This is a genomic window from Vibrio sp. Isolate23 (genome assembly GCF_022398095.1).
Taxonomy (GTDB): Bacteria; Pseudomonadota; Gammaproteobacteria; order Enterobacterales; family Vibrionaceae; genus Vibrio; species Vibrio coralliilyticus_A.
The window spans coordinates 80,035-96,914 of the sequence record NZ_JAKEUV010000010.1; the positions used below are offsets into that span (position 1 = coordinate 80,035).

At 47.0% G+C, this 16,880-nt stretch carries 14 protein-coding genes; 3 read left to right on the forward strand and 11 right to left on the reverse strand.

The window, feature by feature from the left end; translation table 11 throughout:
- The first annotated feature begins 45 nt into the window (after positions 1-45).
- Entirely contained in the window at positions 46-1,002 is a 957-nt protein-coding gene (locus L1D31_RS19125; RefSeq protein ID WP_239838641.1) for a DHH family phosphoesterase, read from the forward strand.
- Positions 1,003-1,030: 28 nt separating this feature from the next.
- Here the strand turns inward: L1D31_RS19125 and L1D31_RS19130 are convergent, their stop codons facing one another.
- The 11 genes from L1D31_RS19130 to L1D31_RS19180 form a co-directional block, all read right to left on the reverse strand.
- A complete protein-coding gene (locus L1D31_RS19130; RefSeq protein WP_239838642.1) occupies positions 1,031-2,176 on the reverse strand; it encodes a peptidoglycan DD-metalloendopeptidase family protein in 1,146 nt (381 codons plus the stop codon).
- Between the two features lie 155 nt (positions 2,177-2,331).
- Positions 2,332-3,864, reverse strand: a complete 1,533-nt coding sequence (gene gpmM, locus L1D31_RS19135; protein ID WP_239838643.1) for a 2,3-bisphosphoglycerate-independent phosphoglycerate mutase — start codon at positions 3,862-3,864, stop codon at positions 2,332-2,334.
- 237 nt (positions 3,865-4,101) lie between these two features.
- On the reverse strand, positions 4,102-4,989 hold the full coding sequence (locus L1D31_RS19140; protein ID WP_239838644.1) for a DMT family transporter: 888 nt from the start codon (positions 4,987-4,989) through the stop codon (positions 4,102-4,104).
- 71 nt (positions 4,990-5,060) lie between these two features.
- Positions 5,061-6,941, reverse strand: coding sequence for a methyl-accepting chemotaxis protein (locus tag L1D31_RS19145; RefSeq protein ID WP_239838645.1), 1,881 nt, complete (start codon positions 6,939-6,941; stop codon positions 5,061-5,063).
- 267 nt (positions 6,942-7,208) lie between these two features.
- Positions 7,209-8,624 (reverse strand): SLC13 family permease, encoded by a 1,416-nt coding sequence (locus L1D31_RS19150; protein WP_239838646.1) that lies wholly within the window; start codon positions 8,622-8,624, stop codon positions 7,209-7,211.
- A gap of 180 nt (positions 8,625-8,804) precedes the next feature.
- On the reverse strand, positions 8,805-9,437 hold the full coding sequence (gene crp / locus L1D31_RS19155; protein ID WP_004410522.1) for a cAMP-activated global transcriptional regulator CRP: 633 nt from the start codon (positions 9,435-9,437) through the stop codon (positions 8,805-8,807).
- Between the two features lie 242 nt (positions 9,438-9,679).
- Positions 9,680-10,549, reverse strand: a complete 870-nt coding sequence (locus tag L1D31_RS19160; RefSeq protein WP_019276788.1) for a phosphoribulokinase — start codon at positions 10,547-10,549, stop codon at positions 9,680-9,682.
- 82 nt (positions 10,550-10,631) lie between these two features.
- On the reverse strand, positions 10,632-10,850 hold the full coding sequence (locus L1D31_RS19165) for a YheU family protein (protein ID WP_239838647.1): 219 nt from the start codon (positions 10,848-10,850) through the stop codon (positions 10,632-10,634).
- A 39-nt stretch (positions 10,851-10,889) separates the two neighbouring features.
- Positions 10,890-11,867, reverse strand: coding sequence for a hydrolase (locus L1D31_RS19170; protein ID WP_239838648.1), 978 nt, complete (start codon positions 11,865-11,867; stop codon positions 10,890-10,892).
- Positions 11,868-11,878: 11 nt separating this feature from the next.
- Positions 11,879-12,355 (reverse strand): TIGR02444 family protein, encoded by a 477-nt coding sequence (locus tag L1D31_RS19175; protein WP_239838649.1) that lies wholly within the window; start codon positions 12,353-12,355, stop codon positions 11,879-11,881.
- Entirely contained in the window at positions 12,352-14,274 is a 1,923-nt protein-coding gene (locus tag L1D31_RS19180) for an ABC transporter ATP-binding protein (protein ID WP_239838650.1), read from the reverse strand. The genes L1D31_RS19175 and L1D31_RS19180 overlap by 4 nt, the downstream gene beginning before the upstream one ends.
- 166 nt (positions 14,275-14,440) lie before the next feature.
- Here L1D31_RS19180 and kefG point away from each other — a divergent pair, with 166 nt between their 5' ends.
- The gene (gene kefG / locus L1D31_RS19185) at positions 14,441-15,034 is read left to right on the forward strand and encodes a glutathione-regulated potassium-efflux system ancillary protein KefG (RefSeq protein ID WP_239838651.1); all 594 of its coding nucleotides are present in this window, start codon (positions 14,441-14,443) and stop codon (positions 15,032-15,034) included.
- On the forward strand, positions 15,024-16,820 hold the full coding sequence (gene kefB / locus L1D31_RS19190; protein ID WP_239838652.1) for a glutathione-regulated potassium-efflux system protein KefB: 1,797 nt from the start codon (positions 15,024-15,026) through the stop codon (positions 16,818-16,820). Before kefG ends, kefB begins: the two co-directional genes overlap by 11 nt.
- Positions 16,821-16,880 lie beyond the last annotated feature (60 nt).

Consider the following 16,880-nt stretch of genomic DNA (forward strand, 5'->3'; position numbering starts at 1 on the left):
TCTAACCCCTTAAAGTATCTAAAGATATTTTAAGGGGTTTTGTTTATGCACTACGATGTGTTCAACGGTGATGCGGATGGCATCATCTCTCTCCTTCAGCTTCGCTTAGCTGAACCTAAAGAATCGACATTGATTACGGGTGTGAAACGTGACATCGCACTGTTAACTTCTCTCCAGTGCCAAGCGGATGACTCGCTGACCGTATTGGATATCTCGATGGAGAAAAATAAAGCGAGCTTAGAAGCGATTCTTGCCACTGGTGCTCAGGTATTTTATGCCGATCACCACAAGTCAGGTGATATTCCACAGCATTCAAACCTTAATGCTCATATTTGTTTAGACGCCAATACATGCACCGCTTTGATTGTGGATGAGCTGCTGCAAGGTCGTTTTCACTTATGGGCTATTACTGCTGCATACGGTGATAACTTGATTGCAAAAGCGGATGAGTTGGCTGACAGAGCAGGCCTTACCGATGAACAGAAAGAACAGTTGAAAGAGCTGGGGATACTCATTAACTACAATGGCTATGGGGCAGAGTTGGCGGATTTACATTTTGCCCCCGCTCTGCTGTTTGAACACCTTTTGGCCTATGATGATCCTTTTGCAGTTATTGCTGATCCAAACTCGGCTTATCACACTCTTACATCAGCGTATCAAAGTGATCTGGATAAAGCTCTCGCTATTAAGGCTTCTCATCAAAGTGATGTATTGGCTGTGTTTGAGTTGCCTAATCAGGCTTCTTCACGACGTATCAGTGGTGTTTATGGTAACTGGTTGGCGAACCAAGCCCCGAACTGTGCACATGCTGTACTTTCAGAAAATGCGGATGGGAGTTATACCGTCTCACTACGGGCACCGCTGAATAATAAGCAAGGAGCAGGTGATATCTGTTCACAGTTTGCAACGGGGGGAGGACGCGCTGCCGCCGCTGGAATTAATTCACTCGATAAGGCGCAGGTTGGCGTCTTTATTACGACAGTGGAAGCATATTACGCTTAAATACTCGTCGGCTAATGAGGTAACGAGATTACCTTGTTAGCCAGCGCTTCGGATTTTGTGTTTTGCTGTTTCTACGGATTTCGAAGTACAGGGAAGCTTGAGGTTGACCACCAGTATCGCCTGCGAGTGCAATGGTTTCACCTGCAGCGACTTTATCCCCTTCTTTTTTCAACAGGCTCTGATTAAAACCGTATAAGGTCATATCACCTTTACCGTGATCGAGCAGGATTACCAAACCATAGCCCCTTAAATAATCAGAAAAAACAACGGTGCCCGAATACACGGCTTTCACTGATTGGCCGTAATTGGCATCAATGACCATACCTTTCCAGTTGATCTGGCCTGTCTGACGTGAGCCATAATTATGTAAAACTTTACCTTTCAGTGGCCAAGGTAATCGACCTTTGCGTTTGGCTAAGCCATCCATAGGAACGGCATTGAGCTTGGCGGCTTTGGCTGCCTTGGCTATTTCCGCTTTTAAGCGTGTTTCATTGCGCTGTAGCTCAGTCAGGTAAACCTTATCACTGGAAATGCTTTTCTTAATGCTGGTAACGGTACCTTTACGCTTCGATTGTTCTTTACTCAATTGTTGACGCTTTTGGTTCTGTTGAGCGAGGAGCTTAGTGATTTGTTGCTGTTCAAGCTTGAGTTGATTTTCACTTTCTGAAAGCTGTTCTACGGTTGTTTCCAGCTTTTCAATCGTGATGGTACGTTGTTTCGCCAAGTGCTGGAAATATTGGCTGATCCTGTCCTCTTCCACTCCTTGATTAAGAAGGCTCGCGGATGATTTCGCTCGTTGAGTGACGTAATAGGTTTGCAATAGCTCAGCGAGCTTTTCGCTTTGTTGTTGTTTCTGCTGTCGAAGTGAAGTAATGCGCTTTTCTAACGTGGCAATACTGTGGTTGGTTTTATTTAGGGCCTCTTTGGCCTCTTTAATCTCTTTCTCTAAACGGACAATACTCAGTTCTTGCGCCTTGAGTGACTTCTGCAGGGAGTCGAGTTTCTTTTGCTGAGAACTTAATGCCTGCTTTTGACGAGATATCTCACTACTGACCCCTTTTAATTCATTGGGGGAGGCAGACCAACTAGGAAAGGCTAGGGTTGAGGCAACAATCAATACCCATGCTGAGAGCGTAGAGGTGGCGATCAGTCGTCCTTGTTGCTGTGTTGCCATCGAAGAATCTGTCCTAAGTCTTTGAGAGAAAGTCAGTATACCCAAACACATTCCTTCGAAGAAAGAGTAATGTCAAAACTTGTTGATGAGGAAATAAAAAAGCTCAGGTATTCACCTGAGCTTTTCGATGTAAGCGATGTCGCCGTCAAGCGTGCCTATTTGACTAGAACTTCACCTGACATTTCTGCTGGAATTTCTAGGCCAGCCAGAGATAGCATGGTTGGCGCAAGATCGGACAGTTTTCCGCCTTCTTTGAATTCCACTGCTTTTTCACCGACATAAATTAGTGGTACTGGCAGATTGGTGTGTGCCGTGTGAGTACCGCCTGTTTCTGGGTCTACCATCATTTCGGCGTTACCGTGGTCTGCTGTGATAAGGAGCTGACCACCCACTTCCTTGATGGCTTCCACTACCTTACCAACGCTTTCGTCGAGTGCTTCGATGGCTTTCTCTGCCGCTTCATAGACACCGGTGTGGCCAACCATGTCGGCATTTGGGTAGTTACAGATGATGGCATCGTATTTACCCGACTTGATCGCCGCAACCATTTTCTCTGTCAACTCTGGGGAGCTCATCTCTGGTTGAAGGTCGTATGTGGCCACTTTTGGTGACGCTACAAGTTGACGCTCCTCGCCTTCAAATTCACTTTCAACCCCACCGTTGAAGAAGAAAGTCACGTGCGCGTATTTCTCTGTTTCAGAGATACGTAGCTGAGTTTGACCTTGTTTAGATAGCCACTCACCGTAAGTGTTTTCTAGAGATGCAGGTGGGAAGGCGATAGCTAGAGGGATATCAGCAGCGTATTGAGTCAGCATCACGAAGTTGATGGCTGGGAATGCAGCACGCTCGAAGCCGTCAAATGCAGGAACGAATGCACGAGTGATTTGACGTGCACGGTCAGCACGGTAGTTCATGAAGATAACCGCATCGCCATCTTGCATGATGGCATCTTCTTGGCCTTCTGCTTGGATTGCTGTCGCTTTAACGAACTCGTCGTTTTCTTCACGCGCGTACGCGGCTTCTAGGCCTGCAACTGCTGTTTCTGCTCTGAACTCAGCTTTGGCTTGAGTGAGAAGATCGTAAGCAACTTGAACGCGATCCCAGTTGTTGTCACGATCCATTGCATAATAACGGCCCACTAAAGAGGCGATACGGCCTTTACCTAATGTCGCAAAGAGATCTTGGAAGCGCTGCAGTGAGTTTGCTGCGCTGCGTGGTGGTGTGTCACGACCGTCAAGGAAGCAGTGTAGGTAAATCTTTTCTGCGCCACGTGCTGCTGCAATTTCAACTGCGGCATAGATGTGATCTTCGTGAGAGTGGACGCCACCTGGAGACATCAGGCCCATTAGGTGAACCGCTTTACCTGCTTTAACCGCCGAGTCAATCGCTTCGACAAGTGCTGGTGTCTCAGCAAACTCACCATCAGCGATGGATTTAGTAATACGAGTCAGATCCTGATAGACCACACGGCCTGCACCAATGTTCGTGTGGCCAACTTCAGAGTTACCCATCTGGCCGTCAGGCAGACCCACATCTAGGCCTGATGCTGAGATGAGAGTGTGTGGATTGTTGGCAAGCAGGCCGTCGATTACGGGCGTTTTCGCATTTGCGATTGCGTTGCTTGCTGTCTCTTCACGGTGACCGTAACCGTCAAGAATAACCAGAGCCAATGGCTTCTTAGCTGACATAGTGATGTCCTCGTCAAATTCAAAGTAACTTTAGAAACAAAATTAGCGTAATTTTACTACACTTTTTACCCAAAACTGTAGGCTAAGATCAAATATTGTTGGCTAAATATCGTTGTTATATTTCACCTCATATTGAGCGTAACGACTGAATGGGGGTAGATTTCCTGTCTCGTTGACTTCATTTTCACTCATACAGAGGAAAGATAAAGCAGGTATTAACTATTGTTCTAATAGCGGTTAACTGACTAACAGCCCAGTACCTACCACCGCCAAAATCGCGCCTAGCCATGCAAATCGATTGGGGCGTTTTTTGGTATAAATCCAAAGTATAGGCAGCAACATGATTGGCGTGGTAGAAGAAAGTAGGGCAACCATACCGACATTCCCTTCTTGAAGTGCATAGAGGATAAGCGTCATACCAACAGCCATCGCGAGAAAGCCGTTGAGAGCGGTGATGGCGAATAAGCGAAGATTCATGGGTAGTGTTGCTTTCGCGAGCTTAGCACCACTTAAGAAAAACAGGCAGTGTGCAGCAAAGGCTGCCATCATACGTATAGCTGATGCTGCCACGGGGTCGATAGCGGTCTGCATTACGGGTTTAGCGATAATGCCACCAAGTGCCTGACACTGCGCCGCAACCAGTCCTAAGGAGATACCAAACCAGATACTGCCTTTCACCGACTCCAAGTGATTAGTGCTTTGCCCTTTACGGCCAAAAAAGATAGCAGTGAGAACCCCAGAAAAAACCAAAGCTGAACCTATAAGCTCAATGTTTGTCATGGTTTCGCTAAACAGGAAGTAGCCCAGTATGGCGGAAAACACAGCGTGGCAAGAAAACAGAAGGCCAGCTTGGCGAGGCCCCATCCGATTTAAGCAAGCGAACAGAGCTGTATCGCCAACAAAAATGCCTATCAAACCAGATAAGGCCATGGCTGAAATGGCGCTGGTTTCAACCGTTGCCCAGCCGCCCGTAAACAATGCCATTGAGGCGAGAATGACAGAGGTGCATCCCATGCGCCAGCGGCTGTACGCAAAGGTACCAAGGTGCTGTGCTGGTCCAACAGAGAGTAAACTGGCTACCGCCCAGAGAAAAGCTGCAGCCAGTGCCAGCCATTCGAATCCCATAAGCTGTTCGTCCTGTGAACAAAGAAATCAATAGGCTGACAATATGCATGAAATAGCGTTGGAAACAAAGCTTAAACTTTAAAGCGTTCTACCTCAGCGCGTACCGTGTTGGCTGAGTTAAACATGTTAGTCGCACTATCACTACTGCGCATCGCCTGTTCTGACAGAATATCTGACGCATCTTTAATACCTTGAGTATTGCGACTGATGTCTTCGCTGACGGCACGTTGCTCTTCCGCAGCACTGGCTATCTGAAGCGCCATATCGTTAATTTCTGTAATCGCAGAGGTGATGGTATTCAGGCTCTGATATGCTTGTTGAGCGTAATCCACACTAGTCCCTGCTAGTGCCGTGCTGCTTTCCATACTGTTGACGGCGAGCTTGGTATTGTTCTGCAGTGTTTCAATCATATTGCGGATCTCTTCGGTTGAGCCATGTGTGCGTTGGCTCAACACTCTGACTTCGTCCGCTACGACGGCAAAACCACGGCCTTGCTCACCCGCACGAGCAGCTTCGATCGCAGCATTAAGGGCCAGTAAATTGGTTTGCTCTGCAATTTCGCGAATGGTAGAGAGAATTTGATTGATGCTCTGTGTGTTGCTCTCCAGTTCTGAGATCACCCCAGAGGCTGCGGTCACCTGATCGGCTAGCTCAACAATAGCTTGGCGGTTTTTTTCGATCACTTGCTGGCCGTCTTCACACGCGGATGCTGAACCTTGAGAAGCGTTCGCGGTCAACTCAGCGTGACTGGCTACTTCAGCCGCTGTTGCTGACATTTCATGAATCGCAGTCGCTATTTGATTAACATCATTTTGCTGTGCTTCGACTTGCTGGGAAGATTGTTGTGCTAGTAGGTTCGCTTGTTCAGCTTGGACGGCCAGATCTCTACTGTGATGAATGATACCGCTGAGCATAGATTGCATTTGACTGAGGAACTGATTGACGTGCTGCGCCAGTTCTCCGATTTCATCCATACGACGAATGTCTATTCGTTGAGTTAAATCCCCTTCACCCTGAGAGAGCTGTGAAAGTGCTGCTGATAAGGTTTGTAGAGGCTGAAGTAAGCGAGTAATTACATAAGTGCTGATTGAAGCAATCACAATGTAGAGGAAAATCGATGCGATCGCGGTGAATTGAATTTGTTCGGCTACCGAGGCGTACGCCATGTCTTTATCTACCACAATGCCTAGTGACCAATCAGTATTGGGTACATTAGTCGCAAAGATCAGCTTATCGCCTTGCTGTGGCCAGCTGATAGTGGAAATGAAAGAGGTATTAACCAGTTGATGAACTTTATCGGCTGATAAGACCGGATTGAGCTCAGTCAGAGGTTGCTGGCTCAGCTTCTCATCTTGGTAAGCAACAATGTTGTTATTACCATCAACCAAAAACGAAAAACCCTCGTTGTCTAAGCTGACATTGAGCACCTCTTCGATGATATTCGTCACGGTCAAATCTGCGGCTAAGACGCCATTTTTACTGCCGCTAAATGCTTTAGCAAAGCTGACCACGATACTGCCATCGAAGTCTTGATAGGGCTCGGTGACGATCAGGCCATTGGTTGCCATGGCATCTTTATACCAAGGTCGGGTGCGAGGATCGTAATCTGCAGGCCAATCCTCGCTTTTATCTCCATAAGCGATAGAACCATCATCAAAACCAGCATAGACTGACAAGAACCCTCCGGCTCGTTTAGTGATAAGCATCTCTCTATCGGCATTGTCAGTGTTGAGAATGCTCACTTCATTTGCCAGCATCATATCGCTTCGAATGGAGAGCCAGTCACTGATATAACGAGAGGTGGCATGGCTGACGTTAGCCATTTCACTATTCAGTGCGGAAGTGGTTTCTTGTTTTAATTGACTGACAGAGATCCATGCCTGGACTCCTGAGACAATTGCAATAATGATCGCGATGGCGATCTGAATCTTTAATTTAATTGTGTTTCTCATTGCCCTTCCTTAATACTTAGACAACCTATCGAAAATCAGGGTGTGTGAGTTTGAATTAGTGGTTACACCCTGTTAGTGCGGAAGTTCACGTAGGAACTGCTGAAATAGCTATGAATATTGGTTTAACAGGCTGATGTTATAGAAGTTATTAAAATATAGATTTGATCTATATGGATATTCAGGAAGTGGAATATCGATGAAGAGGGACCTTTTGACTGAATTGTGACTTCTTGCCCATTAATGAAACAAGAAGCCACAACCTAATATCTAGGTTAAAAATAGAGCTGCCATATAGACAATCGCTAAACCAACGAGACCAATAATGACCCCTGTTTTTGCCATGTCTTTACTTTCGATAAGCCCAGTTGAGTAGGCGAGGGAGTTAGGGGGAGTAGAAACGGGCAATATCATGCCAAGTGATGCTGAGAAAGCTACCACGACCAGTAAGCCTTGCAATCCTCCGACTGAAGCTAGGCTGTCCATCGATGCCCCAATCGCTGCAGCGATCGGCATCAATAAGTTTGCCGTTGCGGTGTTGGACATGAAGTTCGCCATTAACCAACACACCATAGAAAGGGTGAGCACCACAGCAACTGGGGACAAGGCCTCGTAATCAATCGCGTGTGCCAGCGCAGCGGCCAATCCGGTTTTATCTAGGCCAATTCCTATTGCAATGCCCCCAGCGACTAACCACAGCACATCCCAGTTGATCTGTTTGAGCTCTGCTTTGCCCATGATACCTGTCAATGTGAAGACCGCGAGAGGGATAATGGATACCACGTAGGTGTTCATTCCATGCAGCTTTGTCGTCATCCATAACAATATGGTAGCCGCGAAGGTGATATAGACTATCATGGCACGCCAGCTACGCTGAAACTGGCCGTCGAGCTTCAGTGTCATGGTTTGATGCGAGGAAGGGAACAGCTTTTGAAGTAGGAACCAAGCAAAGGTGAGTTGGACTATCACAAAAGGCAAACCCATCATCATCCAGCTGAGAAAGTCGATGCTGTTTTCACCCGTTAAGTATTGTAGAGCGATGGCATTAGGTGGGGTTCCGATCGGAGTGGCAATCCCCCCTGTATTAGCGGCAATGGGAATACACAAAACCAGTGCTTTTACCCCTAAATCGCCTTTGGGGGCTGAGGCTACAATCGGGCCAAGTAGTGCCAGCATCATCACTGTTGTTGCGGTATTAGACATAAACATTGAAAACACTGCAGTAATCAACATTAAGCCGAGCATGATAAATTTTGGCTGGTGGCCAAAAGGACGCAGCAAAACTCGAGCAAGGTTGTTATCGAGTTCGTATTTTGATGCAGCGATGGCCAGCGCAAACCCACCCATAAATAGAATAATAATGGGTGAGGAGAAGGCGCTGAAGATATCGGTGTATTTCATCAACTCTCCCAGGTCATGTCCTGCTGGAGGAGTGCGAAAGAGATGCAGACCTTTGTTTGAAATCATGACCAATTCAAGTGCGATGATCAAAATCGAAGTGGCGAAAACGGGAACAGGCTCCAGTACCCATAATAGGGCGGCGAGCAGAAAGATAGCCAGTAAACGATGTTGAATTAAAGTCAGATCATCAATGGGGATGGCATCAATTGGCATAAACAACACGGCAATTGGCAAACCAAAGCAAATCAGTAACTTAATGACTATGGTTCGATCAATGTTGGGCATAAGGGCTTGACCTCAAAGCGAAACTCTGCGGATAAGAATAAAGAATAACTAAATGAAGGTCTTAGACTAAGGTGGAAGTTTTTATATGTAATCAAGAAATGTTAAGCAAGGTTGTTTTTGGTCAAAAAAAACCACCAATGTTGCCATTGGTGGTTTGTTCAATCTTTTATGTCGCGGTAATTAACGAGTACCGTAAACAACAATTGTCTTACCGTGGGCAGAAATTAAGTTCTGCTCTTCTAGCATCTTCAAGATACGACCTACTGTCTCACGAGAACAGCCAACAATCTGACCGATTTCCTGACGAGTGATCTTGATCTGCATACCGTCTGGGTGTGTCATTGCATCTGGCTGTTTCGCCAGATTAAGCAGGGTTTGTGCGATGCGGCCGGTTACGTCTAGGAATGCCAAGTCACCCACTTTCTGACTAGTGACCTGTAGACGGCTTGCCATTTGTGCGGACAGACGCATCAGGATGTCAGGGTTAACTTGGATTAGCTGACGGAATTTCTTGAATGAAATTTCTGCTACTTCACAAGGAGATTTGGCACGAACCCATGCCGTACGCTCTTGGTCTTCTTCGAATAAACCAAGTTCACCGATAAAGTCGCCTTGGTTTAGGTAAGAAAGGATCATTTCCTTACCTTCTTCGTCTTTGATAAGTACTGCCACAGAACCTTTAACAATGTAATAAAGAGTTTCTGCTTTTTCGCCCGCGTGGATCAGCGTGCTTTTTGATGGGTACTTATGAATATGACAGTGTGAAAGGAACCACTCTAATGTTGGATCGGTTTGAGGTTTACCTAGAACCATAATATCTCACTTCCTCTGCAGGGTACGCTTGCTGCTTTCCATGTTTTAGCTAAGCCTTGAATCAAGACCTACTAGGATAAGAGCACTTTTCAAATGCTGCAAGCCATCTTTGTTTCGGTTTCAAATAGTATCTTTTTTTGAAATCGATTTCTTGATTTTAATCGGGTACACCTTACGATTTTGTACGCAAAAATGTGCACATGATCACGGTATGAAAAGTAATCGTGCTTATCCGGTGGTTGTTAACCGATTTTTCCGGTTTCGATCAGTTGTTGCAAAATAGGGCGCACAATTAGCTCGACCGCGAAACTCATTTTCCCCCCAGGCACCACGAGCGTGTTATGACGTGACATAAATGAGCCGTCAATCATCGCCAGTAGGTAAGGGAAGTCGACGTTTTTGATACCACGAAGACGAATCACGACAAAGCTTTCATCTAAGCTTGGTATACCTTTGGCATTTAATGGGTTAGAAGTATCGACGGTCGGAACACGCTGGAAGTTAATATGAGTTCGCGAGAACTGGGGAGTAATGTAGTTTAGGTAGTCGTCCATTGAACGGACAATAGAGTCCATCACGGCCTCTCGAGAGTGGCCACGATCTCGGGTATCTCGAACGAACTTTTGGATCCATTCCAAGTTAACAATGGGGACCATGCCAATCAGAAAGTCGACGTGCTGAGCGACGTTAACATCGCCATCAACGACGCCACCGTGCAAGCCTTCATAAAACAATACATCAGAGTTCTCTGGCAGTTCTTGCCATGGCGTAAAGGTACCCGGCATCTGATTGTACGGTACGGCTTCATCAAAGGTGTGCAGATAACGGCGTACCTGACCTGTTCCTTCATTTCCGTATTTACGGAAAAACTCAGCGAGTGCTGGGAAGTCGTTGGCTTGTGGACCAAAGTAGCTGATGTGTCGCCCCTGTTCGCGAGCTTTGCGAATTTCGACATCCATCTCTGGGCGCGTAAAGCGGTGAAAACTATCACCTTCGACCCAAGCGGGCTTGACGTTCATCATGTTGAACATTTTGCGGAACGCTTCAGATGTCGTTGTGGTGCCTGCACCAGATGAACCAGTGACGGCAATAATCGGATGTTTTGCTGACATGACAAACCTTGTCTGTAAATAACTGTCCCTTGTTGCATGCCACTATAACACGCTTTAATGGGAAGAGACTGTATGCTGTGTTTTAAAAAGAAAACTTTTGTTTGAGCTGAATGTCGACGGTCTCGTGAAGCTCAGAAAAAACCACAACAGCTTCACCTGTTTCGAGCTGGTTTTTGATTTGATCGACTTTGTCTTGCAGGGAAATTTCTAGTTCGCCGTAGTCTGTGCCTTCGCGCAGGACGAATTCACGAATCAGGTTGTCCAGTGTGTCTGGGTCAATTTGTTGCCATGGAACGATCATAAATACCTCTGTCTTTTATGCTCGAAAAATTGACGGCTATTATCCAGAAACCACCAGACTTTGGTAGTAGGCTGGTAACGCTTCTTCTAGCCAGAATCTCGGTTTGAACGCGCTGCCGGTTAAGAAGCCAACATGTCCGCCTTGTTCGAACAGTCGATAGTCGATGTTGTCAGGGAGGACATACTTAGGGATCACGGCATCTGTCATGAAAGGGTCGTCTTTGGCATGAATGATTTGTGTCGGTATGCGAATGTCTTTGAGTCGATGAATACCGGAGCACCTTTGATAGTAATCCTGTGCGTCTTTAAAGCCATGTAAAGGAGCGGTAATCAAATCGTCAAATTCAAACAGCTTAGTGACACGCTTAATGCTCTGGTAAGAGACATCGAGCTCGCCTTTAATTAGGTGATGTTTACGCAAAGCATTTTTCTTCAAAGATGAGAGCAGGTACGTTTTGTACACTTTGGAAAAGCCTTTCTCGATGCGCTCTGAACAGGCTGATAGATCGAGCGGTGCCGAGACGATGGTCGCCGCAGATAGTAGGGGCTCTTGATTGTACTGGGCCAGATAGTTGGCCAGCATGTTGCCACCAAGAGAAATCCCTACCGCGACTTTGGTTTGATTTGGTAGTTGTTGATGTAGCTGCTCAAGGAACAAGCGTGCATCTTCTACTTCCCCCGAGTGATAGGCTCGCGCACGGTGGTTCGGTTTGCCGCTGCAACCGCGAAAATGCATCATCACAGATAGCCAGCCATGTTGAGAAAATGCGTGCATCAGGCCATTGGCATAAGGGCTGTAAAAGCAGCCTTCTAGCCCATGAAACAAGACAAAAACAGGTTTTTTCTTAGCTTGCTCAGTTTGCCAGTCTTCACTCCAAGCGAGATCGAGAAAATCACCATCCGGAGTATTCAGGGTCTGCCAAAGCGGTTCAAACAGTGCTTTCTTACGAATGAAACGCGGTGCCAAAGTTTGCAGATGCGGATTGGCTAATCCTTTGGCAGCAATAAATTGAGTCATAAGAACGCCTATCAGTGGGTGAGGTCATCGATTGAATGGGTAAAAATGTCGTGCAAATGTTCTCCGCCAAGCTGACGACAATATCTCAACGTCAGCGGCTCAGCTTGGTTAGTCTGTAATTCTATACTGTTGATGCAATCGACCAGATCAGACTGCTGCTGTTTTTCGAGTTGCAATTCGAATTGCAAGGATTCTCTGTAGAGGGTGTCTGGGACGTGGGATTTGAGTTTACGGCGTAGGTCTCGATAGCTGTGTAACAGGGTTTCTGAACGACCTAAACACTCTTCAACTTTGTGCCAGTCCTCATCGAGAAAGGCAGCCTGCTGCTCATCAAGCCATTTCAGCAGCAACAGCAGGTTTACATTGCCTTTGAACTGGTTTTGTAAATTGAGGCACGCATCTTTCACTTCTCGAACACTGTAATATTGCAGGCTGAACTGCCATAAGCGTTCTAGGGTTAGCGAAACTGATACGTGCTTTGAGCTCATTGACCGTTAAACTCCTGTTCCATCTGCTCCAGCTTCTCCTGCAGTGCCATCCATTCCATTTCGACCTCTTCCAGTTCGGCTTTAGCCTGACTCTGAGCGGTTAATACCTGATTAAGTTTAGCTTTATTTTCCGCTTCATACAGTGAGTTATCAGATAATTGCGTTTCTGCTTCCGCTAATTGATTACCTAGGGTCTCCATCTTAGCTTCAAGCTTGGTGAGTGTTTTGCGTACAGGTGCCGTCTGTTTACGGAATTCTGCTTCACGGCGTTTCTGCTCTTTCTTGGCGGCAGCACTGTTGGTAGTGATCTTGTCTGGTTGCGCAGATTGTGCTTCGCGGCGTTCAGCTTTCTGCTGCTCTGTCAGCCACTTGTAGTAATCATTGAGATCGCCATCAAACGGTGCGACCTGACGATCATGCACCAAATAGAGGTCATCAGTGGTCGCTCGCAGCAAGTAACGGTCGTGCGAGACAATCACCATTGCGCCTTCGAATGTTTGTAGCGCCAGCGTCAGGGCTTGGCGCATGTCCAAGTCCAAGTGGTTGGTGGGTTCGTCGAGCAGCAGCAAGTTGGGTTTTTGCCACACAATCAACGCCAACACGAGGCGAGCTTTCTCGCCCCCAGAGAAAGGAGCCACTTTTTCTAGCGCTTTGTCACCTTGGAATCCAAAGCTACCCAGATAGTTGCGTAGTTCAAGTTCGTTCTTGTCGGGCGCAATTTGCATCATGTGCTGAAGAGGCGTTTCTTCAGGGTGCAAAGTTTCAAGCTGGTGCTGAGCAAAGTAACCGATTTTAACGCCTTGCGAGTAAGTCAGTTCGCCATCTTGAGAGTTCAATTCACGGGAAAGCAGTTTGATCAGAGTTGATTTACCTGCGCCGTTACGTCCAAGTAGGCCTATACGGCTACCGGGGACCAGATTGAGACGAATTTTCTCTAAGATCAGGCTACCACCATAACCTGCAGAGACCTCATCCATCATAATAATTGGGTTGGGTAACGCATCGGGATCACGAAACTCAAAGCTGAATGGGTTATCAAATTGCGCAGGCAGCACTTTTTCCATGCGATCCAATGCCTTGATTCGGCTTTGTGCTTGACGGGCTTTCGAGGCTTTATAACGGAAGCGATCAATGTACTTCTGCATGTGCGCCATCTGTTTCTGCTGCTTCTGATATTGCGCTTGTTGTAGGAGCAGCTTTTGCGCCCGTTGATCTTCGAACGATGAGTAGTTGCCGGTGTATTCATTCATTTGCTGATTCTCAATGTGAATGATACGGCCAACGATTGGATCAAGAAAATCACGGTCGTGAGAGATCAAAACCAGCGTACCCGGATAGTTTTGTAGCCAGCGTTCTAACCACATCACGGCATCCAGATCTAAGTGGTTGGTTGGCTCATCGAGTAGCAGTAGGTCTGAGCGGCACAGTAGGGCTTGGGCAAGGTTGAGACGCATACGCCAACCACCTGAGAACTGAGTCAGGTTCCAATTCATCTGGTCTTGGCTAAAGCCTAAACCATCAAGCAATTCAGCCGCACGAGCGCGGATGCTGTATCCGCCAATGGTCTCAATCTTTCCATGCAGTTCAGCAACCAGAGTACCATTGTCTGCTTGTTCGGCTTGAAGAAGCTGAGCTTCTAACGCTCGGTATTCACGATCACCATCAATGACGTATTCCTGTGCCGGACACTCTAGTGCAGGTGTTTCCTGCGCAACCCAAGCGAGCTCCCAATGTGAAGGCTTACTGAAGTTACCGGCATCAATTGACAACTCATCTTTAATTAAGGCAAACAGGGTCGACTTGCCACAGCCATTTTTACCGACTAGGCCGACCTTGTCGCCAGGGTGAATCGTTGCTGAGGTTTGATCCAATAATGGTTTGCCACCACGCAGTAACTGGATGTCAGAAAAGGTAATCATAATCTTGTGCTTATTCTTGCTCGTGTCGCGTCGAATAGTAGGGGGAATGAGATAAAATGTCGATCATTGCGTTATGCTTAACAACAACGTATAACAAACTGATAACGATAAAATTGTACCTAAGCCCAGCTTAGGTATTGAAAACAAAAGGATGGCTGCTTACGGAATGGCTGTAAACGATTTAAATATTGAGTCACCTGAAAAACCGAAAGTGCTGGTGATTTATGCTCACCCTGAATCGCAAAGCTCTGTCGCAAACCAAGTGATGATCAAGAAGATAACCGCGCTTGATCACGTTACTGTGCATGATCTCTATGCCTATTACCCCGACTTTTTTATTGATGTGGACGCGGAGCAGCAGCGTTTGCTTGATCACGATGTGATCGTCTTTCAGCACCCTCTATACATGTATTCTTGTCCCGCGTTACTCAAAGAGTGGATGGATCGAGTGTTGGGTAAAGGGTTTGCTTACGGTAAAGGTGAGGAATTAAAAGGGAAATATTGGCGCAGTGTCATCACCACGGGCGGTAATGAAGAGGCGTTTGGTAGTGAAGGCTACAACAAGTACCCGTTGTCAGAGATTCTTCAGCCATTTGAGTTAACAGCAGCCTTGTGTCAAATGGCATGGATTGAACCTCTGGTGCTTTACTGGGCACGCAATGTTTCAGATATGGATCGCTACCAGCACGCAGAGAAGTATCGCCAGTGGTTGCAAAATCCGATCATGACGTCAACCTCGGGAGAAATTCATGGCACTTGAAAATGACTTTCTTCAGAGTAGCGTGATCTTTCTTACCGCCGCGGTCGTTGCAGTGCCATTAGCCCAACGCTTAGGTCTCGGCTCAGTGCTGGGTTATCTGCTGGCGGGTATTGCTATCGGTCCTTGGGGGTTGGGTCTGATTAGCGACGTTGAAGCGATTCTGCACTTCGCTGAATTTGGTGTCGTGTTACTACTGTTTTTGATCGGCTTAGAGCTGAACCCCAAAAAGTTGTTGCAGATGAAAGGGCCTATTCTTGGACTCGGCGGCGCCCAAGTTGTGATTACGACGGCGGTGTTGGCCAGCGTGACTAATCTCGCTGGGGTCAGTTGGCAAACCAGTTTAGTGATTGGTATGGGCTTAGCGTTGTCATCGACCGCGATTGCGCTGAAAGTGATTGAAGAACAGGGGCTGGCAGGCAGCGAAGCTGGTCAGTCTGGGTTTGCTGTGTTGCTGTTTCAGGATATTGCGGTCATCCCCATGTTGGCAATTCTGCCCGTTCTGGCAGGAAACACCGCAGGTGACTGGCTCGATGCCATGTGGATGCTCGGCGGTGTAATCGGCCTTTTGGTCGGTGGCCATTTCTTATTGCGCCCCTTGTTCCGCTATGTGGTGCTCAGCGGGGTTCGCGAGTTGTTTACCGTGGCGGCATTGCTATTGGTCATTGGGATTGCGTTGTTAATGCAGCAACTCGGGCTGTCTATGGCACTGGGTACTTTTCTCGCGGGTGTGTTATTGGCAGAGAGTGAGTATCGCCATGAGCTGGAAATAGCCATCGAACCATTTAAAGGGCTACTACTAGGCCTGTTCTTTATTGCGGTCGGGATGGCGGTGAACTTAGGCTTGCTGGCACTGGAGCCATGGAATGTACTGATGGCGGTGTTTGGCTTAGTGGCCGTCAAGGCGGTCATTCTTTACTTCCTTGCCCGTTTGGCAGGGAGTAAGCCCAAAGCCCGAAGTAAAATGGCAGCGATTCTTAGTCAGGGTGGTGAATTTGCCTTTGTTATCTTCACGGCAGCGAGTGCAGAAGGTTTGCTGGCGCAGAATCAAACTGCCTTCCTACTCGTGGTGGTGAGTTTGTCGATGGTCACCACTCCGCTGTTATTGATGGCACAAAGTAAGTGGTATGCCCGTGGTTTGAACTTTGATGAATCAGGCGTGCTCCATACTGACGTTGTTAACCGTGAGCCAAGAGTCATTATTGCTGGATTCGGTCGTTTTGGTCAGATTGTTGGGCGTTTAATGTACGCCAATAAAATTCGAGTCACTGTCCTTGAAAGTGATGCCAGCCAGATCCAGCTATTAAGGAAATACGGCTATAAGGTTTTTTATGGTGATGCGACTCAGCTAGACTTGCTGCGTGCCGCTGGAGCAGATAAAGCGGAAGCCATGGTGATCTGTACCGATTCGCCTGATGAAATTATGAAAATTGTCGATTTGTGCCAGTATCACTTCCCACACCTTAAGTTGCTAGCGCGTGCCCGAAGTCGGGTTGAAGCTTACCAGCTCTTAAGTCATGGGGTGGATAACTACTCAAGGGAAACTTTCCTCGGAGCGTTGGACTTAGGCCGTCAAGCGTTAACTGAGCTCGGTATGCATCCGTATCAGGCCAAGCGTGCCGAAGCACACTTTCGAAAATTAGATAATGCGATGCTGAAAGAGCTCTTACCTCAGCATCACGAAGACAAGCAATTGGCCATGAGAGCCAAAGAAGCCCGAAAAGAACTGGAAGAAATCTTCGGTCGTGAGATGGAAAAAGATCAGCAATCAAAGAACTTCTGGGATTAAACCTAATCTTCCCAGATCAGGAAGCATATTCTGTTTTGGAAGGTTTACGTTGTGGAATGA